This window comes from Brevibacillus sp. AY1, from assembly GCF_029870785.1.
Taxonomy (GTDB): domain Bacteria; phylum Bacillota; class Bacilli; order Brevibacillales; family Brevibacillaceae; genus Brevibacillus; species Brevibacillus invocatus.
This window is the reverse complement of sequence record NZ_JAFLPN010000018.1, coordinates 1-25,439: the sequence shown is the minus strand read 5'-3', so window position 1 is coordinate 25,439 and position 25,439 is coordinate 1. Positions and strand designations below refer to the sequence as shown.

The window sequence follows — 25,439 nt, the reverse complement described above, 5'->3', positions numbered from 1 at the left end:
GAAAAAAAGAAGGGGTGGAGCATATGGTGTTATTAGCATCTCCGTTTCAATTCAAAGGACTTACCTTGAAAAATCGCGTAGTCATGCCGCCGATGTGCCAGTATTCAGTGGATGCCCATGACGGAACTCCAAATGACTGGCATTTTGTTCACTACGTTTCCCGTGCTGTAGGGGGGACCGGACTGATCATCGTAGAAATGACGGATGTGGAGCCCGATGGCCGAATTTCCAATGGCGATCTGGGATTGTGGTCGGACGAGCAGATTCCTGCCTATGCCCGCATCGTGAAGGAAGTACATAAATACGGAGCCAAAATCGGGATCCAGATTGGTCATGCCGGCAGAAAAGCCGAGGATGCCGAGGTTCCTGTCTCTTCGTCTGCGATCAAGTTTCCAGGCGATGTGTACAAAACACCTCGCGCATTGACGACAGAAGAAGTGCAGCAGATGGTGGAGAAGTTTGCCGAGTCTGCTCGTCGTGCAGTGGAAGCGGGCATGGATACGATCGAGGTGCACGGTGCTCACGGCTACCTGATTCATCAATTCCATTCGCCGCTGACGAACCAGCGTGAGGATCAGTACGGACGCGACCTCGCCCTGTTCGGTGTAGAGGTGATTCAGGCGATCAAAAATGTCATTCCTGCCGACATGCCTCTGATCATGCGCATTTCTGCCGTCGAGTATGTAGATGACGGATATGGTCTGGAACACAGCATCGAGCTGTGCCGTCGATACAAGGAAGCCGGAATCGACATCTTCCACATCTCCAGTGGCGGTGAAGGTCCGATTGGCTCACGTGGCCGTCCTGGCATTCATCCTGGCTACCAGGTACCACTCGCCAGAGCGATCCGGCAGGCACTAGGCGTTCCGGTGATTGCAGTAGGCAAGCTGGATGATGCCAGCCTGGCAGAAGCTACGCTGGGCAATGGCGATGCCGATCTGATCGCAGTAGGCCGTGGAATTTTGCATGATCCGTATTGGGCGATTCATGCGATCCGTGAGCTTTCGGGTGAAGTAGGGATTCCTAGGCAGTATGGGCCGGGTTTTCCGACAAAGCGATAAGGAAGCGAAAAAAAGAGCCGTTACGGCTCTTTTTTTTGTACGTCTGTTACACCCACCAACGCTTTTGCGGCAGCAAGACGACGTTCAGCGAGGTATGCTGCTCAAACCAGCGCTTCATTTGCGTTTTCATCACCAGGTACTCGGAAGCTGCGTGTGAAACCCCGATTAGCGACAGGGAGGTTTTCTGCACGTATTCCATCATCTGGGCGAAACGCTGCCTGCCGTAGGGATTGTCAATATGGCAATGAATTTCACCGGTGATGTAAGCCTGAGCCCCGAGGGCTTCCGCTTCTTGCATGTCACGTACCACGTCACCACAGCCAGGCACGATGGCAACCGTATCGATACTTGTACGTCGGATCCCTTCAAAGTCGATGTATGGAATATCAAATATCGCTGTTAGTTGCGTGATCAACGCATCTGTATTCGTCTCTTTTACCCGGAAAATGCCGCCCACATGCCCGTTTCCATGAGGGATAAACGGCTGGATCAGCTCCGCACCCAGCGCCTCCATGATCGCTCCGCCTGTGCCAATCGGCATGCTCGTATCCATCGGCAGATGACAGGTAAAAACGGATAGCTCCTTGTCCTTTAAGCGTTGTAAAAGATCAGGTTGTATCGGTAAAAAACCTCGGCCCCATTTCCCTCGTGGATCACCACACTCCATGAACAGGGGATGATGCATGAACAAGAGGTCGCCAGGTGCAGCCTGCTGGATGAAGGACTGCAGGACTTCTTCGGTAGGAAAAACAGCGAGAAAAACCGTTTCCACCTCTTCGCGTCCTGCCAGCATGAAACCATTGAAACGCGAAACGAATTCCGGTTCAAAATAGTGAGCCCAGTCAAACCCCAGAGGATCGTATACCATCGGAATAAAACGGCTAAAGGCAGGGTCAGTCTCCCACTCTTCGATGTGAAATAGCTTGCTGAGCGCGTTTCCTAAAGCAACTCGTGATTCCATCTCCCCCACATCTCCTTCCTCTGTTCCTAATACAACACCATGTTCCCGGTCTCCTTCATATGCCGCTCTGCGCGTCTGACCAAGAGGAGAGTGGCTGTGATGAGCAAAAGCAGGACTACCCCCAGAAGCCCCAGGTCGGGTAGTAGCGCTGTAAAAGCCGTGCCTTCCATCACCAGCGCTCGTACCAGCGCTGCGATAGAGTGGTGATATGTATCCTCCCAGGGCAGGAAAAAGTCCAACACGTTCAGGAATTGATTGGAGAGGGCATCCATCTCCTGGAGCTGATGGCGCAAGGATGTCGGGATGGAAGGGAGGATCTCCTCGGTCCATGCCAAGCGAGTTGCATGATGCTCTGGGTTGGCTAATACGTGAAGACTATGGAAAAATTCATTCCCTGGCAGATTGACGATAGAGAGATGCTTTCGCAGCCACAGGGGAAGGTCTTGCATGAGCTGACTCCTTTCTTTATTTCAATTAACCGATTGGTAAATCGAGAATTCAGGTTGCCAAAAGTGAAGTGATTATGCTGGAAGCAGTATGGAAAGTCAAGAGATGCAAGCGAAAAAACCACGCTCTTTCGAAAGCGTGGTTGATCATACATGACGGGCTATGAGGCTCAGGTGGAAGACGCGATGAGCTGACGAACGGCATGCTGCATGTCCGCGAGATCTTCAGGCGAGAGAGAATGCTCCTGATAGCGGTATTGCTCATAGTAACGCGTGATGCGCTCAGCCAGGGCCAGGTGCTCAGCGTTGTCTAGCTTTCTGCGAAGTCGTTGCAGGAATTCCTGGCTTGTTTCGTAGCGATAGATTTGGATGCCTTGTCTGGACATGTGCTGTAAAAACTCGAAGTACGCGTACCGAACCGGTTCTTCAGACGGGCCGGGACGACGATGGAAAAAGCGGTCCAAATCGAGCACAGGCTGCCCGGGTTCTTCTGGCGGAGCGAGATCGGTCAGCACGCTGCTCGCGATCGGTTGGCTTTCCTGATGGTCGGACTCTGCTTTCGTAAGATTTCGCTGCCTCCAGATGTACAGGGCGAGCAGGACTGCTACGAGGAGGATGGTTCCACCGATCAGATACGGCTCCAGTGAAGTAAAGAGGGGCTCCCCGGTTCCGTCCATATTTTCGTAGGCCTGCTCGGCTGCACCACCTTGATCATTGATCATATCCGTGATGCGCTCATTTTTGGCGAAAAGGCTCGCCAAACTCTCTGACCAATCGGACAAAGCCTGCAGGACCGGGCTGAATATCAGATAAAGCAGCTCGTAAACAGGCTCCTTCAACCACGTCCAAAGGGAGTCGAGCAGCCACAGCAGCAAAGAGGCGCCGAGTATATAACCGGCGACAATGAGACTGCGTGTCGCAAGCAGCTGTGTCCCAAACGATGCTGACATGCCGGCAGAAGGACGAGCCTGTGTGTTCCGCAGGTCAGTCATATAGATGAGCCAGTTCAACACCAGATAACTGGCCAGGATCAGGACGAACATTCCGTAGAAGGGTGCAGAATCAAAGCTTTTCCCTTCTCCTGAGCGTAAGAACAGGACTGCTATAGTCAAATGGGTCAAACAAATCGAGGTGGCTAGAAAAAAACGATTTTGCAGGTTGTCATACTGAAAGCTGCTTTGCGAGATGGATTGAACGCGCCAATACAACAGGCCGGTCAAGAGCAGGGCGATCAGCCAGGAGTCGAAGAACAAATAGCCGAGCATACCTATTCCAGCAAAGAGCGGGTACATGAGCAGATGCAACAACAGGATGCGGCTGCCTGACTGATGCAGCCAGCTGCCCATCAGAAAAAGCGCGGAAGCAGCCAACCCGAAGACGAGCATATGTGTAACGCTGATCGACAGGAAGCCAAAGAGCATCAGAAGGCCAGCTGTCATCAAAGCCTCCATCCAAAAGTGGATGCCCAATCGTCCAAGGGCGAAGAAGCTCATGGCGACACCGCCCTTCTCCGCTGTATGGCGGTGGTTTCATATCGACGTAAAGCGGCCTGCTCGCCGGAAACGTCCAGCACAGCTACTCGATGACCACGCCGAAGCAACCGATCAATCGATGCATGCACGTGCTCATCCAGACGAGGCGTGATGAGCAGGATCGCATCTTTGGACGAGCTATCCTCCAATCGACGCAATAACGAGGTGAGTGGAGTCGTGAAATAGTGATGAAGCTGGGCAAGCTGTGTCATGACATAGAGATGATGGGATTTTCCGCTTCCTGCTGGCAGATGGTAGAGCTCCCGCCCGCGTTGTTTGACTGTAAGGAACAGCTCATAGCTGAGTGAATGTCGTCTGCAATAGACGGAGATCGCAGCCATGCAGGAGATGGTTCGCTCATTCTCGTCGTGATTATGCCGTTGTAAGGACGGTTCATAGGAAGGCAGAATATGGCCCACGACTCTCCAGTTGGAGCGTGCAGTATGTTCGAACAGCCTGGTTTGCAGGGTATTGGTTTTGGCTGTCGCTTTCCAGTGAATGTTTTTGATTCGGTCACCCGGAAAATACGATCTTACCCCACGCAAAAAAGTCATATCTTCCTGCTGTCTCTGCCGGGAAAGGCTGCTACCTTCAGGCTCCGTCTCGTCGAAAGCAAGCGGGGGAAGCGGCAGCGGAGTCGGATAGACAAGCAGTGAAAAAGAGAGTGGCAGCGTCAACGTGCTCGGCTCACCGAGAAACAGCGGGATGGTTTCACACTCCACATCGGTTAGCCAGACAACGCCACGCTTGTGTGGGGTTAGGACCAAGGTAAGAGCAGCATTTTTGCGTGCTGGCACATCAAAGCGTAGTCGAATATACGTCCGTTGATTGCTCTGGCTGCTCTCGGCTGCTCCGGTTACGGTGACGTGATCCGGCAGGGTGATTCGAAGCCAGGTAGCAGGCAACGGCAGCCAGGAGCGATTGTGCAAGCGGACCGTTACTTGAACGGGGGTACCCGGCATGACCCGGCTTTGATCAGCAGTCCAATCCACCTTCAGCCAGCGGCCAATTCGTGTCTGCCACCACTCTTGCGCTGCCGGCAGGAAAAGGAAAAGGCCGCCGAAAATCCAGAGAAAGCCGCTCCCGGAAAGCAGGGCTCCAAACAGGAGAATAAAGCCGATCAGCTGAAAAGGTTGCTTCGCGTTCATTGCTTACACGCTTTCTTCGACCGGAGTCGGTACGCTTTGCAGAATTTGCTCGATGACTTCCTCCTCGGTCACATGCAGCTCGGCTTCCATAGACAGTCGGATGCGATGTGTGGCGAGGTAGGGAAAAACATGCTTCACATCATCTGGTAGTACAAAACGGCGACCATCGAGATAGGCGGCTGCCTGTGCACAGCGAACCAGGGCAAGCATAGCGCGCGGACTGATCCCGACCTCCACAGAGCGGTTATGACGTGTCGCTTCTGTCAGGTCGATCACATAATCTTCTACAGTCGGGCTGACATGAACCTTCGTTACTTCCTGTTGCAGAGAGATGATCTCTTCAACAGAGATGACCGGTTGTACCTCGTCGAGGGGGGATTGACTGCGGAAGCGACGCAAAATCTCCCGCGCATCCTCTTTATTGCCGTACCCGAGCGAAATTTTAAACAAAAAACGGTCCAATTGCGCTTCTGGCAGTGGATAAGTCCCTTCTGACTCAATCGGATTTTGTGTCGCGATGACCAGCATGGCAGGGGAGAGCGGCAACGTAACGCCTTCAATCGTCACCTGGCGTTCTTCCATGCACTCTAATAGACCTGATTGTGTACGTGGTGTAGCACGGTTGATCTCATCGGCGAGCAAAACGTCAGCAAACACGGGGCCCTTGCGCAATTCGAAATCTTGGCTGCGCTGATTGAAAACATGCAGTCCCACGATGTCAGACGGAAGCAGGTCAGCGGTAAATTGCACGCGATTGTAGCTGCCGCCGATCGCCTGTGCCAGTGTTTTAGCCAGAACGGTTTTTCCCATGCCAGGCAAATCCTCCAGCAAGACATGGCCGCGAGCCAGCAAGGCCGTGACAAGCAAACGGATTTGTTTGTCTTTTCCGACAATGACGCGGTTAACGGCGTCGAGCAAGGTATTCAAAGAAGAATTGGACATAGCAGATAGTCTCCTTTTTATTCTTTCCATCCATCGAACGATAGTACCCGTCCTTCATTATACACATTCTCGATATGTAATTTGGGAAAATTTACAATATTTTATTGATCCAGTAGGTACACACATTCAGCATGCTCGCTATTGCTGCGCTTCTTTCAGACGGGTCTCGTGGCTTTGCGATAGTGCGCGAAAATAGGGCAGGAATATGCCTAGCAGGGCGACGGCTACGATCAGGCATCCCATGCTGATATAGAGAGGGCGAATGCCGATACTCTCACCCCATTGTCCACCTAGCCAGACACCGAGCGGCATCGTCATGCGCATGATCAGCAACCGGACGGAAAATACGCGTCCCATGAGATCTGACGGTACGGAGAGCTGGTACAGATTGGTACTGTGAACATGGAAAAAGGGAGCAGCTATTCCAGCGATGACTTCAATGGCAATCGCCAGGTAAAGATCCTGTACGACACCGAGAGCGATGAAGGTAGCGCCACCAAGCGCGATCGACCCGAGCATGATCACATGCTTTACCCGGAAATAGCGAGAAAGATAGGGTACGAGTAGTGAGCCAAGCAGATATCCCAATGGAAAGCCTGCCTGGAAAATTCCTACATGTAGCGAGGACCCATGCAGCTCGTCCACGATAAACGGGATGGTCAGCACAATAGTAATGCCGACTGCGAACTGGACGACAGCCAAAAAAATGCCCAGCCACAGCAGGAGCGGCTTTTCCTGAAATACGCGCAATCCCGCGAGAAACATCGTGACCCACGATTGAGACTTCTCTGCTTTCTTTTCCTGATGGATCGGGCTTTTCAACAAGAGTAGACCGCTAAGCGCAAAACCTGCTGCCACCAGAACCAGCGACCAGGTTCCTTCCAGTGCGGCTACAATGACCCCACCCAGCACCGGACCGCAGATCATCGCCATGCGAAGGACTGCATCGAGGTAGGAATTGGCCGAAAGCAGCTGCTCCTTTTTCACCACAGAAGGGAGCAAGGACTGACTGGCTGGTACGTAGAGCGGCTGGATGAGTCCGTTGATCAGGGAAATGAGATAGAATGGCCACTGCACCTCGGGCCAGAGGAGCAGACAGAGAAATGACAGACAAAAAGCCATACTTCTCGTCCATTGGCAGAAGACAAGGACCCGTTTTTTTTCCCAGCGATCCAGGTAGGGTCCCGCGATCAGTTGTACAGCCAGAGAAGGCAAAAAGTAGAGAAGCCACAAACCGCCAACAGCGGTGTAGGAGCCAGTAGCCTGATAAATCAGCCAGCTGTTGGCCAAGGTTCCAAGGGTAGCTCCCAGCTCCGAGACAAGCTGCCCTATCAGGATATACAAATAGGAAGGTTGGCGAAAGAGGGAAGGAACCGTCAAAAAGATTCCCCCTCTGGTCTCTTATCGCTAACGAATTGTTCGAGCAGCAGAGGCAGCCTGTCCAAGGCCGTTCGTTTCCATCTATACTTCGTACCTTGTGTTTCCACCAAGCGGGCTGCGCGCAGCATGGACAGATGATGGTGTACGGTGGATTTGCCAAGCTGCAAACGCTCAGTCAGTTCTTGCAGACTCATTTCCTGTTCAGCAAGGATTTTGAGCAGTCGCAGTCGATGTTCGTCGCCTAATGCTTTCAAGAGCTGGACAAGCAATTGAGGTGGACGATACGGGTCGGCCTGTTCAAAGAGATGCTGCTCTGCGACTGGATAGTAGAAAATTTTTGTCTGTGGGGCGTCTGCCTGTACGGTCCAGGGACGGTAAATCGCTTGAGGAACAAGCAGCACGCGTGTAACAGTCGGCTCAGGAGGATATTCGCCGTCCGTGGCCAGCGAAACGAGTTCCTCAGGTGACATTTTTCCCATCCAGGCCTCTTTTTGTGCCCGGTCACGTTCCAGCATGCGGGAGATTTCCAGCTCTCGCGGCTTGACATGTGCGAGATACCAGCCCTGGATCAATACGCTCAAATGCTTCCGCAGCTCACCTGGATTGACGGTGGCCACATGAGAGATGTATGCAGGAAAGAAGAGGTGGTCATGGCATGTCTGGCGCAAATACAAGATGTCCCCTTCATTGCCAGCAGCAGCCCGGAGTCGTGCTGGTTGATGCTCTTCTCCAAGATAGGGCAGGGCCAGATAGCGCAGCTCCTCATCAGACAGCTGCTGAAGAAAAGCCAGAAATGCTTCCAGATCAGAAAATGCCTGGACATGAAGCAGCTGCAGGAGTGTTTTCCATGTGTTGTGCTCCTTCGCATAGGCCACTTCCGTGTGAACGTCAGGGGGGAGGTCAGCCAGCAGCTGATGCCAGTACTCACTTGGCTGTTCCAAAGTGGGGTGGATCGAGTCATAGGTTGCAGCAGCGATTCCCAATGCAGCTTCAAATAGCGGGGAATGCGACAGCTCTACCTGATAGGTGGTACGGCTGATACCCATGTTTAACCGTTTCATTGGATCACTCTTTCAGTTGGATTCATTTTTGATATTCTAAAATATTCGAATGATATATTCAATATTTTTAGGAATAGAGCATTTGATTGTTGGAATCAGGCCGTAGCTCGAACCTACCATGCTGCAAGTGAAACATTTGAAGCTGGGTATCGTAAGAGAGATATTATGCGTGAAATCTGGGAGGGAAATGCGGCCGATGGAGTCAAAAGAGTCATTGATACAGTCTTTGAAAGAAGTGGAGGCTTGGGAGAAGGGACAGAACGATTTGTGGTTCTGGGAAAAGCTCGGAAGGCTTCCTTTTGTCCTTTTGGACCGCATTACGCCAGCCTTCGTGAGGGAAAAGCTGGGCTTGGCCGTAGACGAAATGACAGCATTTCTCGAAACGGGTGGAACCTATCTCGTGCAGGACGAACCCATTTACAACAGATTTCGCAAGCGGATGAAGGAGGGGAGCTCCTCCAACATTGGAGTGGACGAGATTGCAGCAGCGCCGCTCTCGATGATGAACGAGGTAGCGATGGAGCTGAGGGAATCGCGGGCAACCTTCGCCACGGTGCAAGGAGCGACGACAGGGATCGGCGGGATTTTTACGCTGGCTTTGGATATTCCTTTGCTGATCGGGACATCGCTGAAAGTGTTGCAGGAAATGTCGCTCAGCTACGGGTATCGTCCGGAGGAGAAGAAGGAGCGTCTGTTTGTGGTGAAATGTCTGCAGTTCGCCTCGTCAGATATCGTGGGGAAAAAAGCGATATTGGCCGAGCTTTCGCACTTTGACGATCCTCATGCACAGAAGGATGTGATCGCGCAATTGCAGGGCTGGCGTGAAGTCGTCGTGACGTACACGGAGAATTTTGGTTGGAAAAAGCTGTTTCAAATGGTGCCGATCGCAGGAATTTTGTTCGGGGCGTATTTGAATCGCTCCACTGTGCAGGATGTGGCGGAAGCGGGAATGATGCTGTACCGCAAACGGCGGATACTGGAGCGCATGCGAGAGATTGATCGGAGCGAAAGGGACGACTCGACGATCTCACCGCAATGAAAGGCGATTTGATGTAAAAAAGGCCGGTTCTCAAGTAGAAATCTACTTTCGAACCAGCCTCATTTTTGTGTGAGAGATTAAACAGCACTTACGGCAACAGCTTGTTTCAATGCCTGTTCCAGATCACCGATGATGTCGTCGATGGCTTCTGTTCCGACAGACAAGCGAATCATGCCAGGCGATACGCCTGCCGCAACCTGCTCGGCTTCTGTCAGCTGCTGGTGTGTCGTGCTGGCAGGGTGAATGATCAACGACTTGGAGTCACCGACATTTGCCAGGTGCGAGAAGAGCTTCACGGATTCGATCAGCTTTTGACCTTCCTTCACGCCACCGCGGATACCAAAGGTAAGAATCGCGCCTGCGCCTTTTGGCAAATACTTTTTCGCCAGCTCATATTCAGAATCGGATTCAAGTCCAGGATAGTTGACCCATTCCACGTCAGGGTGAGCAGCCAGGAAGCGGGCGACTGCCAGCGTATTTTCGCTATGACGTTCCATCCGCAGATGCAAAGTCTCCAGACCTTGCAGGAACAGGAAGGAGTTGAATGGTGCGACGGCTGCTCCGATATCGCGTTGCAGCTGCACGCGCGCCTTGAGAATATAGGCCAACGGACCGAGTGCTTCGGTATATACAACACCGTGATAGCTGGGATCTGGTGTCGTCAGGCCAGGGAATTTGCCGTTGGTCCAGTCAAATTTTCCGGAATCCACGATGATGCCGCCAATCGCGGTACCGTGTCCGCCAATGAATTTTGTCGTGGAGTGAACGACGATGTCTGCGCCGTGGTCAAATGGACGGCAGAGGATGGGTGTGGCAAAAGTGTTATCGACGATCAAAGGAATGCCATTTTCATGTGCTACAGCAGAGATGGCTTCCAGATCAGCGACGTTGATGCGCGGGTTGCCGATTGTCTCGACGAAAACAGCCTTTGTCTTTTCGTTAATCAGCGCGCGAAAATTTTCTGGGTTGGATTGATCCGCAAATACAACCTTGATACCCAGACGTGGCAATGTATGCGCGAACAAATTGTAAGTACCGCCGTACAGGCTGCTGGAGGCGACGATTTCATCCCCGGCCTGGGCGATGTTGAGAATGGAGAAGGTAATGGCTGCCTGACCGGAAGCAGTAGCGAGCGCACCCACGCCACCCTCAAGCAAGGCGACACGTTTTTCGAAAGCGTCCTGAGTCGGGTTCATGATGCGCGTGTAGATGTTGCCCAATTCCTTGAGCGCGAACAGATTTGCTGCATGCTCCGTATCGCGGAAGACGTACGAGCTTGTTTGATAGATAGGAACCGCTCTGGAGCCAGTGACGGGGTCTACCTCCTGGCCTCCGTGTACAGCAATCGTTTCCGGTTTCCATTGTTGTTGATCTGACATGGTCATCTCTCCCTTTTTCTGTGGTAAAATGGGCAAAACGGTGAAAATAAAACAAAAGCCTACTTCTGGGAAGAAGAAGGCTCCGGCTATACCGTACGCAAACATTCATCTCCCAGAATCTACAGATTCGATCCTGCAGGAATTGGCACCTCGCATTTGACATGCAGGTTGCCGGGCTTCATCGGGCCTGTCCCTCCGCCACTCTTGATGAAAATCGTGAGTTTTCGTATTAATTATCACAATTGTATGAAAGTGATACTCTTCTGTCAATTAAAATATTAGTTTTCATAGTGGTTTATGTGGCATTTGATTAAGTATAGGAAGGAAAGGCTGTGAACGCTTATGAGCACGAAGAAACATGGCAAGCTTCGGATCGCCTATCTGATTCCGAATATCGGCTGCTACCTGATGATTCTGTACATCGGTTTCTTCATATTTCAAAACGCCCGGGAGCTGGAGGAGATCGGTCAGTTGGGCATGTGGCTATTGATGCTGATCCTGCTTACACTGGTAAGTCTCTACGGCTCGTATCGGATCGCTACGTGGATCAAGCAAGGAAAAATATGATTTCGGAGCCATAGAAAAAAGAGGAGAGCAGCTGATCTGCCTCCTCTTTTCTTTCATGACGTTAATTTGTAACGCTTTCGCCTTTGCTCGTTCACAAATACTTTGCCGATGTAAAGGGATTCGCCCTGCATTTTGTGCTAAGCTTCACCTGAGTTCATCTGTTTGAAGTCGCCTTTGTGAAGTGTCGTTCAGTTAGAAAATAAAACGTGCATATGTTATGATGAAGCAGGAAAAAATCGATTGCGTAATCGTACATATAGGGGGATTTCAGGATGAACGAACAGGTAAAAGAAATAACTCCACAAGAATTGCTGGAAAAGCTCGAAGCAAAAGAACCGGTGCAGGTTATTGACGTTCGTGAAGTGGATGAGTGGAATGCTGGTCATATCAAACAAGCGAAGCTGATTCCGCTTGGATTCTTGCCTCATCGAGTGGATGAGCTGGATAAAAATATTCCCGTAGTGATGGTGTGCCGCAGCGGTGCGCGCAGCCACAGAGCGACCGAGTATTTGAGCGAAATGGGCTATGATGTAGCCAATATGGTCGGTGGCATGCTCGCTTGGCCGGGAGAGAAAGAAGAATCCTAAGCAAGACGTGTACGCACGTAAAATGCGGCTGGCATGAGGAGAGGTGTGAAGCCGCAGGGAAGAGCATGGGGAGGCAATACTCGTGAGTGAAGGTGCAAAGAAAGAATCATCTGTTCAAAAACACTGGTTTCCAGTATTAGCTGGTGTGCTGATTTTGGCGATTATCGGGATCTTTGGTTACCAATACATGCAGAAGACCCAGATTCCGGTCATCAAGGCATTGAATGATTTCACATTGGACAATATTGACGGCTCGAAGTATACCTTCTCGGAGAGTGCGGGCAAGGTGCGATTGGTTGAATTCATCTTCACCAATTGCCCGGATATTTGTCCTGCGACGACTTACAATATGTCCCAGCTGCAAGAGCAGTTGAAGGAAAAGGGATTGTTTGGGGACAAGGTAGAGTTCCTCACCATTACCTTTGATCCGGATTATGATACTCCAGAAGTGCTGCAGCAGTACGCGGAAAAATTCCACGCTGACCAGAGCGGCTGGAAGTTTTTGCGCGGCGACAATGCAGCCATTGAAACGGTCACTAAAGACTTTGGGATGGCTGTCATGAAGCTGCCGGATGAGAATTCGCCGTCTGGGTATTCGATTACCCATACAGCCCGTATGTTCCTCGTCGATGGTGATGGCAACATGCGTCAAGCCTATGGCATGGCAGCGGACATGGATATGGATTTGATGATGAAAGAGATGTCGATCCTCGCAGATTAGGATAAGTTGACAGTCCAATCGGATGTTGCGAACGCCCACTTGCGATTGCTTAGTAAAGCAAGAGCAGGTGGGCGTTTTGTGTCCCTTTTCTCATCAAAATGTAGGAGATAGGCCGAGATTGGCAAGACTAGATGAAACGAATGCCTTCCGGTGTGATACAATAGAGGTGGCATGCTTGGTTCGGGTTCCCAAAATCATGCACGATGACGTTAGGAGGAAAGAGTTTGAGCGACGTTAAGATTTTCGCAATGGGCGGCCTCGGCGAGATCGGAAAAAATATGTACTGCGTCGAGTACGAGGATGAAATCATCATCATTGATTGTGGGGTTAAATTTCCGGAAAACGAGATGTTCGGGATTGATTTGGTGATTCCGGATGTTTCCTATCTGGTGGCAAATCAGCACAAGATCAAAGCTTTGTTGCTGACGCACGGCCACGAGGATCACATTGGAGCGATTCCTTATGTGTTGAAACAAATCAAGGTGCCGATCTACGGCGGACGCCTGACCCTGGGCTTGGTCAAGGCAAAGCTGGAAGAGCACCGCATGCAAAATGACGTATCGTTGATTCCGATTTCGGAAGACACGGAGATCCCTTTCAATCAGTTGAAGGCAGCATTCTTCCGCACCAATCACAGTATTCCGGATTCGTTTGGGGTCGTTCTACATACACCGGAGGGCATGGTGATCCACACAGGAGACTTCAAGTTCGACATGACGCCAGTAGGGCAAACGACCGAGTACGGAAAAATTGCCCGGATCGGCGCGAGCGGAGATGTATTGGCACTGCTCTCTGACAGTACGAACAGCGAACGTCCTGGTTATACCATGTCGGAACGCACAGTAGGCGAAGGAATTCTGGAGGTTGTGCAAAAAGCGCGTGGCCGCATCATTTTGGCTACATTCGCATCGAACGTACATCGCCTTCAGCAGGTAGTCGATGCCGCACAGGAGTGCAATCGCAAAGTAGCTGTCATTGGCCGCAGTATGGAAAAAGTCTTTTTGATTGGACAAGAACTGGGTTATATTCAGATGCCGGAGGGTATGCTGATCGACATCAAGCATATTGACAACTACGCGGACAACCAGGTGCTGATCATTTGTACCGGCAGCCAGGGTGAGCCGATGGCAGCTTTGACGCGCATTGCTTCGGGATCGCATCGCACCGTCTCCATCTATCCGGATGACACGGTGATTATCTCTGCATCACCGATTCCTGGGAATACCATCAATGTAAGCCGGACGATTGATAAATTGTATCGCGCTGGCGCCAACGTCGTGTTGAGCCATGCTTTTGACATTCACGCCTCCGGTCACGGCAGCAGTGAAGAGCTGAAGCTGATGCTCAACTTTATCCGTCCACGCTACTTTATCCCAATTCACGGGGAGTATCGCATGCTGAAGACGCACTCCAAGCTGGCACAGCAGGTCGGGATCGAGGAGAGCAACATCTTCCTGATGGATAATGGGGAAGTGCTCAACTGCTCGAGGGAAAAAACCTGGATGAGCAAGGTACAAGCCGGTATCGTTCTGATCGACGGCAGCGGCATCGGGGACGTAGGCAATATCGTTCTGCGCGATCGCAAGCATTTGGCGGAGGATGGTCTGATGGTCGTGGTCGTCAGCCTCGACATGAAAAACTTCAAGATCCTGACGGGTCCCGACATCGTCAGCCGAGGCTTCGTTTACGTGCGTGGCTCCGAATCCCTGATTCAGGAAGCGACGCTGCTCGTTCGTCAGCGCCTCCAGGAAGCTTTGGAGAAGAAGATCAAGGAATGGTCGGAGCTGAAGTCGCAGATCAACGAAGTGATCAAACCGTTCATTTACGAAAAAACGGGGCGCAACCCGATGATCCTTACCATTTTGATGGAAGTGTAATCCTACACACTTCCGGATTCTCCTAATGGAATGAACGGGTTATAATAGTGGTAATGGAATTGAGAAAAAAAGGAGAGACTGCCCGATGATGTCTTATGAAGCATATATGAGCCAAGTGATCCAGCCCATGCGTGACGAGTTGACTCGCAATGGTTTTCAAGAGCTTCGCACTGCTGAAGAAGTGGAGCAAACCCTGCCAAATGCGAAAGGATTGACGCTGGTTGTTGTCAACTCCGTTTGCGGCTGTGCAGCAGGACTTGCACGTCCAGCTGTTGTTCATTCCTTGAACCATGCGAAAAAACCGGATAACATTTACACTGTGTTTGCCGGACAAGATAAGGAAGCGACTGCAAAAGCCCGCGAGTACTTCGAAGGCTATGCTCCGTCTTCCCCATCCTTTGCGATCATGAAGGACGGCAAAATCATGACGATGATCGAACGTCATCAGATCGAAAACAACGATCTGCAAACGATCTCCAACCTGTTGACCAGTGCTTACGACAAGTACAGTGAATAAGGCATAGGCAAGCTAAAAAGGCGCTCTGCAAGGGCGTCTTTATTATTTCCCACATATAGGTTGTGCATGAGTCCCTTCTATTATTATAATAAACATATTTGTTTAAAAAGTATAAGATTGAGGGAACTTGCGCTTGAAGCAAAAACTGGTGATTATTACAGGGGTTACACGCGGTTTGGGTCGGGCGATGGTGGAGCGGGCAGAAGGGGTGATCATTAACATCAGCTCTTATTGGGGACGTCATGGAGAGGGGATGGTTGCTCCGTATTGTGCATCCAAGTTTGCCGTAGAAGGTCTGTCCCGGTCACTGGCTCAGGAGCTGCCTAAAGGGATGGCCGTGGTGGCACTCGATCCGGGAGGGAGTATCGACACTGCGATGCTTCAGCAGTGTTCCCCGGGAGAGGTGGAGACAGCGCCTTCCCCCGAAGCGTGGAGCCGCGTAGCCGTACCGTATCTTCTCAAGATCGGTCCAAAGGAAAATGGCAAGTCACTTACCTGTCCCCGGGCCGTCTGAATAGGAAAAGTCGCTCATTCCCAAAGGGGAGGGCGACTTTTTGTTTTCGATGAATTCCTATAAGGATCGGACCTGATTCTGCCGATCCCGTTGCAAAAAGGCGTGAAGCAGACAGAGAAGCACGGCGCTAAAGGCAACGATGGTAGAAATCAGAAGACTGGACTGCACGCCACCCTGATCGTAGCTATAGCCCAAGGCCAGCGGACCCAAGAGACGACCGACTGTGGTAATCGATCCCACCACTCCCAGATAAAAAGGAGCCATGTCCCCCGTTTTTTCTGAGACAAAGGTGGGGATAGTAGGGGCAATCAACATTTCGCCAAACGTCGTAATGATCATGCCCGTAATAAAAGCTGCGTAGCTGTCGTGGAAGAACAGCATGAAAGCAAATCCAAGGCCGTAGGCAACGGCACTGGCGACGAGCTGGGCGGACAGATTTTGCTGCAGCAGGCGCTTGAACCAGGCAATGACAGGCTGACCTGCGAAAATGACGATTCCGTTGACCGTCCAAAGCCAGCTGTAAGCCGAGAGTGGCATGCCCTGACTGGTCAGATAAGGGGCTACACCCGTGTTCCAGACCGTAGTAGAGAAAAAGATAAAGCCGCCGCCGAGAGCCATGAACAGGTATACGCGATAGTTGAACAAAAGCTTGAGTGTCTCCAGACCAGTGCGTTTGACCGCCTTTTCGCCGTCTTTGCCGACCAGCTCCTGATGGGAAATATGTTTCATGATCAGGAAGAAGAACAGGGCGAACAAAAGTGTACTGATACTGTTGATAAAAAAGGTAAGCTGAAAGGAAATCGTGGCAATCAATCCGGCAAGCGCAGTACCGATTGCCATACCCATATTGTTGCCCACATAGACGACGTTAAAAATTTCACGTCGCTGCTCTTTCCAGCGAAATCCGATAAATGCCTGAATGGCAGGAGCGGAAAGATTGTAGGTAAAACCAAGACACATCATGACGGCTAAATAGACAGGCCAGCTATGAATCAGTGGTATTGTAAACTGAAACATGCCTTGCAGAAAGAGAGCCCCGACAATAAGCCGTTTTGCTCCCAGACGGTGAAAAAGCGTACCACCGACAAACTGGCCGACAATGCCAGCGATGGACTGAAGCATGAGAACAAAGCCAGCTTCTGTCATCGAACGGCCCAGAATCGTATGTACGTACAACGTGGTCAAGGGCCACATGAATGCACTGCCAGAGGCATTGATAAAGCTGGCAGTGAGGAAAAGCAATGCTTCACGAGGATAGCGGTTCAACAAAGAAAATGGCGAAACCATAGGAAGTCACACCTTTGCGGTAATATATTCTAAGTATAGAATTTTTTGTATACTTTGTAAATAGAAATGTTTAGTAAATAGTTATTGCTCACCCAAATAAAGGCTGCTCCGTGATGATTATATTCGAGTATACTAAGAAAAGTTGAGGGGGTGGACTCAAGCCCCACTTCGGCTTCAGCCCAAGGCTTGGCGGAGAACTGCTAACTACAGAATAGAAAGAGCTTAAAGGTGGAGTCGTTCTTGAAACGAGTATGGAAACGCGTATTTGTCCTGTTATTTCTCTGTATAGTGGCAACGACGGGTTATTACGGATATGCCTTTTACGAATTCTCACAAGGGATTCAGCAGCCCAATCTGGTAGATGAGACAGAAGCGCCTACTGGAGGCGGCCAGGAAACGAAGGCGGCGGAGATTCCGCAATGGGATGGCAAGGATCGTGTCAACATTTTGCTGATGGGTGTGGATCGCCGAGGGGTTCGCAACAGCGGATTGCCGCGTTCGGATTCGATGATGGTCGTGAGCATAGACCCTGAACGCAAGCGCTTTGACCTTTTTTCCATTTTAAGGGATACGTATGTTGAAATTCCTGAACACGGCATGTCGCGCATTAATGCGGCGGTCGTGAATGGCGGTCCGGAGCTGGCGATGAAAACGGTCAGTCATTTTACGGGCCTACCCATCAACCGGTATGTCATCACAGATTTCGAAGGCTTCAAGGCGCTGATTGACGCAATGGGCGGAGTGAAGCTGGATGTCGAAAAAAACATGTACTACCATGATCCGACTGACAAAGGTATGTATGACATCAACCTCAAGAAGGGTCTGCAGACCTTGGATGGAGACAAAGCATTGCAGTACGTGCGATTCCGTCACGATGCAACCTCTGACTACACCCGCACAGAGCGTCAACGCAAGCTGTTGGCTGCCGTAGCGGATCAGATGAAGCAGGGAACGACATTGATCCAGCTGCCGACGATCCTGAAAGAAGTGACGCCGTATATTCAAACCAACATCAGCTCCATGGATATGCTGAAGCTTTCATCCCTTGGACTCATGTTGAATACGGATAATCCGGGTAATTACCAGGTTCCTCCGATGGGAATGTTCCGCGAATCCAATCGTGCGGGCTCCGTTCTTATTCCCGACGTCAAGCAAGTGCAGGCGTTTATTCAGGAATCCCTCAATCCGCCTGTTCAGGAAAAGGAAACAGAATTGCCGAAGGATGGAGCACCAAATGACAACAGCACGCAGCATTAAGCGGGCTGTTGTTTTCTTTTGACATGGCTCTTTATATTTATTCACATTTGAATAAATATTCGTAAAACTTAATTAAATCATTTCAAATCCCATTCCCAAATCCGCATTTGTCGAGTATATTTTGGGGGCAGTGGGTTTTTTTAGATAAAGGGGGAAAATTTTAATGAGAAAAAATATTTCAATGCTGGCTGGCATTACCTTGCTGGTAGGCACCATTCTGGCTGGCTGCACGGGCGGCGGGCAAGCACCGACCACCCAACCAGGAGCGGTTCAGTCTCCTGATGCATCGGCCCCTGCTCCTGCAAGCAATGTGGAGCAAGTATTCCGTGCCAATCTGACGAGCGAGCCTTCTACTGCTGACCCGGGTCTGGCGAAGGATGCCACTTCCGGTACGCTGGTACGCGCGACATTTGACGGTTTGACTCGCCTGGATGGAGATTCCAAACCAATGAACTCCGTAGCTTCTGATGTGAAGCTGTCCGATGACAACCTGGTTTACACCTTCACGATCCGTGATTCCAAGTGGAGCAATGGAGATCCGGTAACGGCACACGACTTTGAATTTGCCTGGAAACGTGCCCTGGACGCGAATTTTGGTGCTGAGTACGCATACCAGCTGTACTACATCAAGAATGCTGAAAAAGTAAACAAAGGTGAAGTTTCTGCAGACCAGCTGGGTGTAAAAGCCCTGGATGATAAAACGCTGGAAGTAACGTTGGAAAACCCAACACCGTTCTTCCTTCAACTGACTGCTTTCTATACCTACTACCCAGTGAACAAAAAAGTGGTAGAAGCCAATCCGAACTGGGCGATGGAAGCTGCTACTCACGTAAGCAATGGTCCTTTCAAATTGACTGCTTGGGAGCACAAAAGCAAGATCATTCTGGAAAAGAACGAGCATTATTGGGATAAAGACGCTGTGAAGCTGGAGAAGATCGACTTTGCAATGATCGAGGATGACAACACAGCATTGTCCATGTTTGATAACGGCGAACTGGATTGGGCAGGTCAACCACTCGGCGGATTGCCTGTAGATGCAGTACCGGCTTTGAAGGACTCAGGTAAACTGGTTGTACATCCAAAAGCGACCATGTACTGGTACAAAATGAACACAACCAAAGGTCCTTTGGCTAATGTGAAGATCCGCAAGGCGCTGTCCCTGGCTGTAAATCGTCAGGAAATCGTGGACAACATCACACAAGTAGGTCAGGTTCCAACCATGGGAATGCTGCCACAGTCGATGATCATCAAAAAAGAAGGCTATTTCAAAGACAACGATGTAGAGACCGCAAAACAATTGCTGGCTGAAGGGATGAAAGAACTGGGTGTAACTCAGCTTCCAACGATCACTTTGTCCTACAATACAACTGACCGTCACAAGAAAATTGCCGAAGCGATTCAGGACCAATGGAGAAAGGCTCTGGGTATTGATGTAAAACTGATGAACAAAGAATTCAAGGTACACTTGGATGACATGCATCAGTTGAACTATGAAGTAGCACGTATCGGTTGGAACGCAGACTTTAACGATCCGATCAACTACATGGAAATGTTCCGTGACCAGAATACAGGTAACAACGACACCGGTTGGGAAAATGAGCGCTACAAGGAATTGCTGAAGCTGTCTGCAACTGAAAATGATCCTGCAAAACGGACCCAGCTGTTCGCGGAAGCAGAGGAAATTTTCATGAACGAGATGCCGCTCATTCCGCTCTTCACAGACGTGGACATCTGGGTACAAAGCGACAAAGTGAAAGGCGTACAAGTGGATGGACTCGGCTTTATCGACCTGAAATGGGCTGAGAAAGTAGAGTAGGAACGTCAATAATTAGATGATAAGTAAACAAAAAACAAAGGCCGCGAGAATAATCGCGGTTTTTGTATTTTTATTTCTAGAATAGGAGAGTATAGTAAGAGAACAATAAAATAATAATATTTAATGAATAAATAAAATTTTATTAAATCACTCTAAAACATGTTTAAAAATAATATAAAAGGATGTATATTGATAAAGGATTTAGAAAAGGGGGATTTAGTTGTATGAAAAAGAATGTGTTCGTGGCAATGAGTTCGATTCTCGTACTTGGTGCAGCACTTGCAGGATGCGGTGGCGGCAACCAAGCAGCACCAGAAAATAATTCAGGTAGCAACGCTGAGGCGCCAGCAACTGGTCCTAAAGTTCTGAAACTGAACCTGCACTCCGAACCACCTACAGCTGACCCAGGAATCGCGGAAGACTCTACTTCCGGTACTATTATCCGTGCAACCTTTGAAGGTCTGACCCGTACTGGTGAAGACGGTAAAGTGCATGAAGCTGCTGCGGAAAGCTATGAAGTTTCCGAAGACGGAACAAAATATACATTCAAACTGCGTGATGCAAAATGGAGCAACGGTGATCCAGTAACAGCAGGCGACTTCGAATTCGCTTGGAAACGCGCTCTGGATCCAAAAACAGCTTCCAACTATGCTTACCAGCTCTATTACATTAAAAACGGTGAAGCCTTCAACAAAGGCGAAGCTACAATGGATGACGTTGGCGTAAAAGCGCTCGACGATAAAACTTTGGAAGTAACGCTGCAAAACCCAACTCCGTTCTTTACTGAACTGACTGCTTTCTACACCTACTACCCAGTAAACAAAAAAGTAGTAGAAGCCAATGAAAAATGGGCAACAGAAGCTGCTACGCACGTAGGTAACGGTCCTTTCAAATTGACCACTTGGGAGCACAAAAACAAGCTGGTTGTAGAGAAAAACGAAAACTATTGGGATAACAGCGCTGTAAAAGTGGACAAGATCGAGTTCTCCATGGTTGAAGACGAGAATACAGAGCTGTCCATGTTTGACAACGGCGAATTGGATTGGGCAGGTGCACCTACAAGCGCGCTCCCAACCGATGCTATTCCGGCTCTGAAAGATTCCGGAAAAATGAAGACTCAACCAACTGCAGGTACGTACTGGTATAAATTCAATACAGAAAAAGCGCCTTTCAACAACGTGAAAATCCGTAAAGCATTTGCTTATGCGATTGATCGTCAAGGCCTGATCGACAACGTGCTGCAAGCAGGTCAGCTTCCAGCAACAGGTGCGGTACCACCATCCATGGCGCTGAACAAAGATGGCTACTTCAAAGACAACGATGTGGAAACAGCGAAAAAATTGCTGGAAGAGGGTATGAAGGAAGAGGGAATCACTTCTATGCCTACCGTTACACTCTCCTACAACACATCCGAAGGGCACAAAAAGATTGCAGAAGCGATCCAAGACCAATGGAAGAAAAACCTTGGCGTAGATGTAAAACTGGAAAACAAAGAATGGAAAGTTTACATCGAAGACCTGCATCAAGGAAACTACCAAATCGGTCGTATGGGCTGGTTGGGTGACTTCAACGATCCAATCAACTTCTTGGAGCTGTACAAGGATAAAAAAGGTGGCAACAACGACACCAACTGGGAAAATCCGAAGTACAAAGAACTGCTGAACCAATCCGCTCTGGAGCAAGATCCAGCGAAACGTTCTGCAATCTTGGCTGAAGCTGAGCAAATCCTGATGGATGAAATGCCAATCATGCCAATCTACTTCTACACGCAATCTTGGGTACAAAATGAGAAGGTTACAGGCGTAATCGTAGACGGTTTGGGTAACGTTGACTACAAATACGCTGATAAAGCTGAGTAATTTTAGTTCGACCGACGAGGGGTGCGCTACGCGCCTCTCGTTTTTTTTTATGCATATGGACAAATGACCAATCCATTCCGCGCTTCCTGACATAGAGTGAAAGGAACAAACTGTACCAGGGGGGATAGCTGTGGATTTGGGCAAGCTGATGAGCTTTATTCGAACGATTCCGAAGGATAAGCTGAAGACGGATGCTGGTTTGAAAGAAGTGATTCGCGACTTGGGGAAAAAGTCTGGAAAAAACTTTACTGATCAAGAACTCAATCGGTATGTGGCTCAGTTCAGAAGCATGTACAAGACAGAAAACGTGGGAAGTCTGTTGGATAAACTCTCCAAAAAGGGCATGAGCTCCAAAGAATTGGATAACATCAAGAAGCGCTTCAAATAAGGGGAGGTGACATTATCGCTGCCAAGGCAAAAAGAAAGAAAAAGCCGGCTAATCCCCAAGAGCATTTGGTGGAGATGATGAATAGACTTGCTGATTCCACTCATGTGAGCAACGAACAGATGATGCGGGAAATGAGCGAGGTGCGTCAGGAGCTGAAAGATATGAAAGAGCAACTGGGTCGACTCAAGGCAAAGCCCTCGGTCACCACGCAGAGACGCAGTATTCTCTTTCGTCCCAGAAGCACCGTTCCTGTCCGGGTTGAGCCGGAAAAACCGAAGCCGGTTCTTTCGCTGGAAGACCTGCTTCCACTGTTGCCGCATCTGAGCAGTGCGATTCCTCAACTGAAAAACCCCAAAGTGGCTGATTCGATCAAGGTTCTCTCCAATCCGGCTGTTCTTTCAATGATTCAACAATTTGTCGCTAATGGTGGATTAAATGCTTTGAAGCAGAAGCCGGTCACGCAGGTAAGTCGGCGTGAGCGACGCGGGCTGTTTCGCTAGTTTAAATACGCATAACTATTCGTGGCTGCCTTTCTTGGTTCTCAGGAGGCAGTCTTTTCTTTCGGCAAGTTCAAGAGCAGAAGAGAGACTTATAAAAAAGAATGCGATTTTTGTCGAGATTGGTACCAATTGACTATAAACTTTATGGTTCAACGAGCGTCTAATAGAATGTTGAGCGTGGCATGTGTGCGAAACGCGAGTAAAGAGAGAAATCACGGAGGAGGTCAGGATGAAAAGAAGTTTATACCCCATGTTGCTCATGCTGCTGGTCCTGTTGCTCATCCCTGGTTGGGCGGCTGCGGCCACTACAGCCCAGGATCAACCGGTCAATCTGATCATTGGTGGACAAGCTGTAACCCCCGATGTTCCACCTGTAATCAAAGGGGGACGCACGCTTGTTCCAGTGCGGGTGATCGCAGAGGGATTAGGTGCTGAAGTGGACTGGAATGCAGAAAAAAAGACTGCAGAAATCACGCGTAATGGTCAGAAGCTTGTGCTGACGCTCAATTCTCGACAAGCTGTGGTCAACGGCAAGCCGGTTCAATTGGATACGCCGCCGGTGATCAACCAGCAGCGTATGCTTTTGCCACTCCGCTTTGTCGGAGAATCATTGGGAATTACGGTCGGTTGGGAAAATAACAACCGGACGGTCATCGCCAACGAAACTCCGCAAGCAACGTTGAATGGACAAAAGGCTCCTGAGGCGGTCAAGTTTTATCAGGTAAACGATACCTTGTACATGACCGCACAGACAATTGCCGATCAGTTTGGTCTGAAGAATCATTCCTGGAAGCGACCAGAGCGAGGCCTCAACATGGATGGACTGCTCGCTTTGCCACTGGATCAGATGGAATCGGAATTAGGCGGTACATTTACCTGGAGTCAAAAGAAGAACCAAGTAGAGATCGAACGAATCAGCTATTTGACTGACGTGAAGCAAAAAGGTGAGACTGTACATATTCAAACGACACTGCCTGTTGGATCAGAAGCGATCGTACTCAATGGACCGCATCGCATCGTGCTGGATCTGCCACAGACTGTCCTCGACGAGGATCTGGTGCCACTCAGCTACGGCAATAAAGAAGCTTCCACTGCGGAAAAAGAGTCTGACGAAGCAGATGAATCCACAGACGAGGATGGACAAGCTGTTGAGGATGAAGATCAAACAGCTGAGGCTGTCCAAGCAGATAAAGACGTTGAGCCTGTACAGGATGAACTGGTGTCCGACCTGCGCTTTAGCCAGTTTCATTCGTCGCCCAACACGGTTCGCGTCGTCATCGAGTTGAACCAAAAGAGCAAATACAACCTGACTTACACCGATCGAGGCATCGAAGTACAGCTGATTCCTCAACCGAGAAAAACAGGCTATCTGATCGTGGTAGATGCAGGGCATGGCGGAAAAGACCCTGGGGCTCTAGGGGTAACCGGCAACCACGAGAAGGATTATACCCTTGCAGTAGCCAATAAGACTGTAGAGCTGTTGAAGCAGTATCCGGAGTTTCAGGTGGTATCGACGCGCAGCACGGACGTATTCCTGGAATTGTCTGAGCGCGTGGCTATAGCGAACGATTGGGATGCAGACCTGTTCCTTTCCATTCATGCCAACTCCTTCTCCAATCCAAAAAGCGGCGGTACGGAAAGCTTCTATTACAATGCGAACAGCAAGGAGTTTGCACAGCTTGTTCACAAGCATCTGCAGGGAGCTACCGGATTCCAGGATCGAGGAGTAAAGTCTTCCGGTTTCTATGTCATCAAGCATACGAAAATGCCTGCGGTTCTGACTGAAACAGGCTTCCTCTCCAACCCAGCGGAGAACAGCAAGCTCACGTCGCCAGCGTTTCAAGAAAAAATCGCAAAATCGCTTGTAGCTGCCATACGTGAATACTATCAGTCTTATCAGTAGGCAGTGAACCGTAAGGAGGAAATAACGATGAAGAACAGACGTCGTCTGATCGGACTGGCCATTTTTGCCCTGGTGCTTGTCGCGGGTTGCGGCCAACAAAATGCCACACCAGCACCGACACCCACACCTGCACCACAGCCCAACACATCTGCAGAGCAGCCGGCCGGTCCTGAATTGACCAAACAAACGATATCTGTATTTTATTCGGATGGGGATCTGCTGTCCTTGCAGGAAGAAAAACAGGAAATTGCTTTTGCGGATGATCTGGAGAAGTACAAAAAGGCAATCGCGACCCTGGAAGTTCCGAAGGACAAGGAGAAGCACTTTCCTCTGTGGGTAGATTTCAAGTATCACTCGCTCACCTTTGATAAAGGGAGAATCACGATTGATTCAGATGGTAAAAATCTTTACAATCTGGGGTCCGGCGGTGAAGGCATGGCACTGGAAGCCCTGACGAAAACCCTCTTTCAGTTTCCAGAGGTAGAGAGCATCGCGATTCTTCGGGATGGTGAGGTTGTCGATTCCCTGATGGGGCACGTCGAGATCACGGAGCCTTTTACGCGTGATCAGCTAGAGAATAAATAAATGAAAAAGCACTTCCCTGCTGTAATCGGGGAAGTGCTTTTTTTTACTATATAGGAAAGTATATAATTTTGAGGGGCGCAAGCCCCTCTATTTGTTGGTAAAATCGTTATAT

Annotated in this window: 24 protein-coding genes and 1 riboswitch; of the genes, 15 read left to right on the top strand and 9 right to left on the bottom strand. The window is 49.9% G+C overall.

Going from position 1 to position 25,439, the window contains the following annotated elements:
- Positions 1–23: 23 nt before the first annotated feature.
- Positions 24–1,061, top strand: coding sequence for an NADH:flavin oxidoreductase/NADH oxidase (locus JZI27_RS14975; protein ID WP_280208038.1), 1,038 nt, complete (start codon positions 24–26; stop codon positions 1,059–1,061).
- Positions 1,062–1,107: 46 nt separating this feature from the next.
- Here the strand turns inward: JZI27_RS14975 and JZI27_RS14970 are convergent, their stop codons facing one another.
- The 7 genes from JZI27_RS14970 to JZI27_RS14940 form a co-directional block, all read right to left on the bottom strand.
- Positions 1,108–2,022, bottom strand: a complete 915-nt coding sequence (locus JZI27_RS14970) for a Nif3-like dinuclear metal center hexameric protein (protein ID WP_280208036.1) — start codon at positions 2,020–2,022, stop codon at positions 1,108–1,110.
- 26 nt (positions 2,023–2,048) lie between these two features.
- A complete protein-coding gene (locus JZI27_RS14965; RefSeq protein ID WP_280208034.1) occupies positions 2,049–2,471 on the bottom strand; it encodes a DUF5937 family protein in 423 nt (140 codons plus the stop codon).
- 167 nt (positions 2,472–2,638) lie between these two features.
- Positions 2,639–3,961, bottom strand: coding sequence for a DUF4129 domain-containing protein (locus JZI27_RS14960; protein WP_280208032.1), 1,323 nt, complete (start codon positions 3,959–3,961; stop codon positions 2,639–2,641).
- Positions 3,958–5,148, bottom strand: coding sequence for a DUF58 domain-containing protein (locus tag JZI27_RS14955; protein WP_280208031.1), 1,191 nt, complete (start codon positions 5,146–5,148; stop codon positions 3,958–3,960). The genes JZI27_RS14960 and JZI27_RS14955 overlap by 4 nt, the downstream gene beginning before the upstream one ends.
- Positions 5,149–5,151: 3 nt before the next feature.
- A complete protein-coding gene (locus JZI27_RS14950; protein ID WP_122910194.1) occupies positions 5,152–6,090 on the bottom strand; it encodes an AAA family ATPase in 939 nt (312 codons plus the stop codon).
- A gap of 138 nt (positions 6,091–6,228) precedes the next feature.
- Entirely contained in the window at positions 6,229–7,470 is a 1,242-nt protein-coding gene (locus JZI27_RS14945; RefSeq protein ID WP_280208029.1) for an MFS transporter, read from the bottom strand.
- The gene (locus JZI27_RS14940; protein WP_280208028.1) at positions 7,467–8,531 is read right to left on the bottom strand and encodes an ArsR/SmtB family transcription factor; all 1,065 of its coding nucleotides are present in this window, start codon (positions 8,529–8,531) and stop codon (positions 7,467–7,469) included. The genes JZI27_RS14945 and JZI27_RS14940 overlap by 4 nt, the downstream gene beginning before the upstream one ends.
- Before the next feature lie 196 nt (positions 8,532–8,727).
- Between JZI27_RS14940 and JZI27_RS14935 the strand changes: the two genes are divergently transcribed.
- Positions 8,728–9,570: an EcsC family protein gene (locus JZI27_RS14935; protein WP_280208026.1), complete on the top strand. Its 843-nt coding sequence runs from the start codon at positions 8,728–8,730 to the stop codon at positions 9,568–9,570.
- 77 nt (positions 9,571–9,647) lie between these two features.
- Here JZI27_RS14935 and JZI27_RS14930 read toward each other — a convergent pair whose 3' ends face one another.
- A complete protein-coding gene (locus JZI27_RS14930; protein ID WP_280208024.1) occupies positions 9,648–10,949 on the bottom strand; it encodes a homocysteine synthase in 1,302 nt (433 codons plus the stop codon).
- Positions 10,950–11,051: 102 nt separating this feature from the next.
- Positions 11,052–11,163: riboswitch (SAM riboswitch) on the bottom strand.
- Positions 11,164–11,291: 128 nt separating this feature from the next.
- Between JZI27_RS14930 and JZI27_RS14925 the strand changes: the two genes are divergently transcribed.
- The 6 genes from JZI27_RS14925 to JZI27_RS14900 all read left to right on the top strand — a co-directional run bounded on the left by JZI27_RS14925 (position 11,292) and on the right by JZI27_RS14900 (position 15,732).
- Positions 11,292–11,516, top strand: a complete 225-nt coding sequence (locus JZI27_RS14925; protein ID WP_280208023.1) for a hypothetical protein — start codon at positions 11,292–11,294, stop codon at positions 11,514–11,516.
- Between the two features lie 272 nt (positions 11,517–11,788).
- Positions 11,789–12,103 (top strand): rhodanese-like domain-containing protein, encoded by a 315-nt coding sequence (locus tag JZI27_RS14920; protein WP_122910199.1) that lies wholly within the window; start codon positions 11,789–11,791, stop codon positions 12,101–12,103.
- Positions 12,104–12,185: 82 nt separating this feature from the next.
- Positions 12,186–12,824, top strand: a complete 639-nt coding sequence (locus tag JZI27_RS14915) for an SCO family protein (RefSeq protein WP_122910200.1) — start codon at positions 12,186–12,188, stop codon at positions 12,822–12,824.
- Between the two features lie 203 nt (positions 12,825–13,027).
- Positions 13,028–14,701, top strand: a complete 1,674-nt coding sequence (gene rnjA, locus JZI27_RS14910) for a ribonuclease J1 (RefSeq protein WP_280208020.1) — start codon at positions 13,028–13,030, stop codon at positions 14,699–14,701.
- 85 nt (positions 14,702–14,786) lie between these two features.
- Positions 14,787–15,218: a BrxA/BrxB family bacilliredoxin gene (locus JZI27_RS14905; RefSeq protein ID WP_122910202.1), complete on the top strand. Its 432-nt coding sequence runs from the start codon at positions 14,787–14,789 to the stop codon at positions 15,216–15,218.
- 133 nt (positions 15,219–15,351) lie between these two features.
- Positions 15,352–15,732, top strand: coding sequence for an SDR family oxidoreductase (locus tag JZI27_RS14900; RefSeq protein ID WP_481752815.1), 381 nt, complete (start codon positions 15,352–15,354; stop codon positions 15,730–15,732).
- Between the two features lie 57 nt (positions 15,733–15,789).
- Here the strand turns inward: JZI27_RS14900 and JZI27_RS14895 are convergent, their stop codons facing one another.
- A complete protein-coding gene (locus JZI27_RS14895; protein ID WP_122910203.1) occupies positions 15,790–17,019 on the bottom strand; it encodes an MFS transporter in 1,230 nt (409 codons plus the stop codon).
- A gap of 240 nt (positions 17,020–17,259) precedes the next feature.
- Here JZI27_RS14895 and JZI27_RS14890 point away from each other — a divergent pair, with 240 nt between their 5' ends.
- The 7 genes from JZI27_RS14890 (at position 17,260) to JZI27_RS14860 (ending at position 25,327) form a co-directional block, all read left to right on the top strand.
- Entirely contained in the window at positions 17,260–18,276 is a 1,017-nt protein-coding gene (locus tag JZI27_RS14890; RefSeq protein ID WP_280208016.1) for an LCP family protein, read from the top strand.
- Positions 18,277–18,439: 163 nt separating this feature from the next.
- Positions 18,440–20,092, top strand: a complete 1,653-nt coding sequence (locus JZI27_RS14885; RefSeq protein WP_122910205.1) for a peptide ABC transporter substrate-binding protein — start codon at positions 18,440–18,442, stop codon at positions 20,090–20,092.
- Positions 20,093–20,316: 224 nt separating this feature from the next.
- Positions 20,317–21,951 carry a peptide ABC transporter substrate-binding protein gene (locus tag JZI27_RS14880; RefSeq protein WP_251243637.1) on the top strand — a complete coding sequence of 545 codons (1,635 nt, stop codon included), beginning with the start codon at positions 20,317–20,319 and terminating at the stop codon, positions 21,949–21,951.
- A gap of 130 nt (positions 21,952–22,081) precedes the next feature.
- Complete coding sequence (locus JZI27_RS14875) at positions 22,082–22,339, top strand: hypothetical protein (protein ID WP_122910207.1); 258 nt, start codon at positions 22,082–22,084, stop codon at positions 22,337–22,339.
- Positions 22,340–22,416: 77 nt separating this feature from the next.
- On the top strand, positions 22,417–22,839 hold the full coding sequence (locus JZI27_RS14870) for a hypothetical protein (protein ID WP_280208014.1): 423 nt from the start codon (positions 22,417–22,419) through the stop codon (positions 22,837–22,839).
- A gap of 229 nt (positions 22,840–23,068) precedes the next feature.
- The gene (locus JZI27_RS14865; RefSeq protein WP_251243635.1) at positions 23,069–24,742 is read left to right on the top strand and encodes an N-acetylmuramoyl-L-alanine amidase; all 1,674 of its coding nucleotides are present in this window, start codon (positions 23,069–23,071) and stop codon (positions 24,740–24,742) included.
- 27 nt (positions 24,743–24,769) lie between these two features.
- The gene (locus JZI27_RS14860) at positions 24,770–25,327 is read left to right on the top strand and encodes a GerMN domain-containing protein (protein ID WP_122910210.1); all 558 of its coding nucleotides are present in this window, start codon (positions 24,770–24,772) and stop codon (positions 25,325–25,327) included.
- Positions 25,328–25,439 lie beyond the last annotated feature (112 nt).

Coding starts and splice junctions, on each gene's coding strand:
- JZI27_RS14975 (WP_280208038.1), top strand. CDS start 24: ATGGTGTTATTAGCATCTCCGTTTCAATTCAAAGGACTTACCTTGAAA.
- JZI27_RS14970 (WP_280208036.1), bottom strand. CDS start 2,022: ATGGAATCACGAGTTGCTTTAGGAAACGCGCTCAGCAAGCTATTTCAC.
- JZI27_RS14965 (WP_280208034.1), bottom strand. CDS start 2,471: ATGCAAGACCTTCCCCTGTGGCTGCGAAAGCATCTCTCTATCGTCAAT.
- JZI27_RS14960 (WP_280208032.1), bottom strand. CDS start 3,961: ATGAGCTTCTTCGCCCTTGGACGATTGGGCATCCACTTTTGGATGGAG.
- JZI27_RS14955 (WP_280208031.1), bottom strand. CDS start 5,148: ATGAACGCGAAGCAACCTTTTCAGCTGATCGGCTTTATTCTCCTGTTT.
- JZI27_RS14950 (WP_122910194.1), bottom strand. CDS start 6,090: ATGTCCAATTCTTCTTTGAATACCTTGCTCGACGCCGTTAACCGCGTC.
- JZI27_RS14940 (WP_280208028.1), bottom strand. CDS start 8,531: ATGAAACGGTTAAACATGGGTATCAGCCGTACCACCTATCAGGTAGAG.
- JZI27_RS14935 (WP_280208026.1), top strand. CDS start 8,728: ATGGAGTCAAAAGAGTCATTGATACAGTCTTTGAAAGAAGTGGAGGCT.
- JZI27_RS14930 (WP_280208024.1), bottom strand. CDS start 10,949: ATGTCAGATCAACAACAATGGAAACCGGAAACGATTGCTGTACACGGA.
- JZI27_RS14925 (WP_280208023.1), top strand. CDS start 11,292: ATGAGCACGAAGAAACATGGCAAGCTTCGGATCGCCTATCTGATTCCG.
- JZI27_RS14920 (WP_122910199.1), top strand. CDS start 11,789: ATGAACGAACAGGTAAAAGAAATAACTCCACAAGAATTGCTGGAAAAG.
- rnjA (WP_280208020.1), top strand. CDS start 13,028: ATGACGTTAGGAGGAAAGAGTTTGAGCGACGTTAAGATTTTCGCAATG.
- JZI27_RS14905 (WP_122910202.1), top strand. CDS start 14,787: ATGATGTCTTATGAAGCATATATGAGCCAAGTGATCCAGCCCATGCGT.
- JZI27_RS14895 (WP_122910203.1), bottom strand. CDS start 17,019: ATGGTTTCGCCATTTTCTTTGTTGAACCGCTATCCTCGTGAAGCATTG.
- JZI27_RS14885 (WP_122910205.1), top strand. CDS start 18,440: ATGAGAAAAAATATTTCAATGCTGGCTGGCATTACCTTGCTGGTAGGC.
- JZI27_RS14880 (WP_251243637.1), top strand. CDS start 20,317: ATGAAAAAGAATGTGTTCGTGGCAATGAGTTCGATTCTCGTACTTGGT.
- JZI27_RS14870 (WP_280208014.1), top strand. CDS start 22,417: ATGAATAGACTTGCTGATTCCACTCATGTGAGCAACGAACAGATGATG.
- JZI27_RS14865 (WP_251243635.1), top strand. CDS start 23,069: ATGAAAAGAAGTTTATACCCCATGTTGCTCATGCTGCTGGTCCTGTTG.
- JZI27_RS14860 (WP_122910210.1), top strand. CDS start 24,770: ATGAAGAACAGACGTCGTCTGATCGGACTGGCCATTTTTGCCCTGGTG.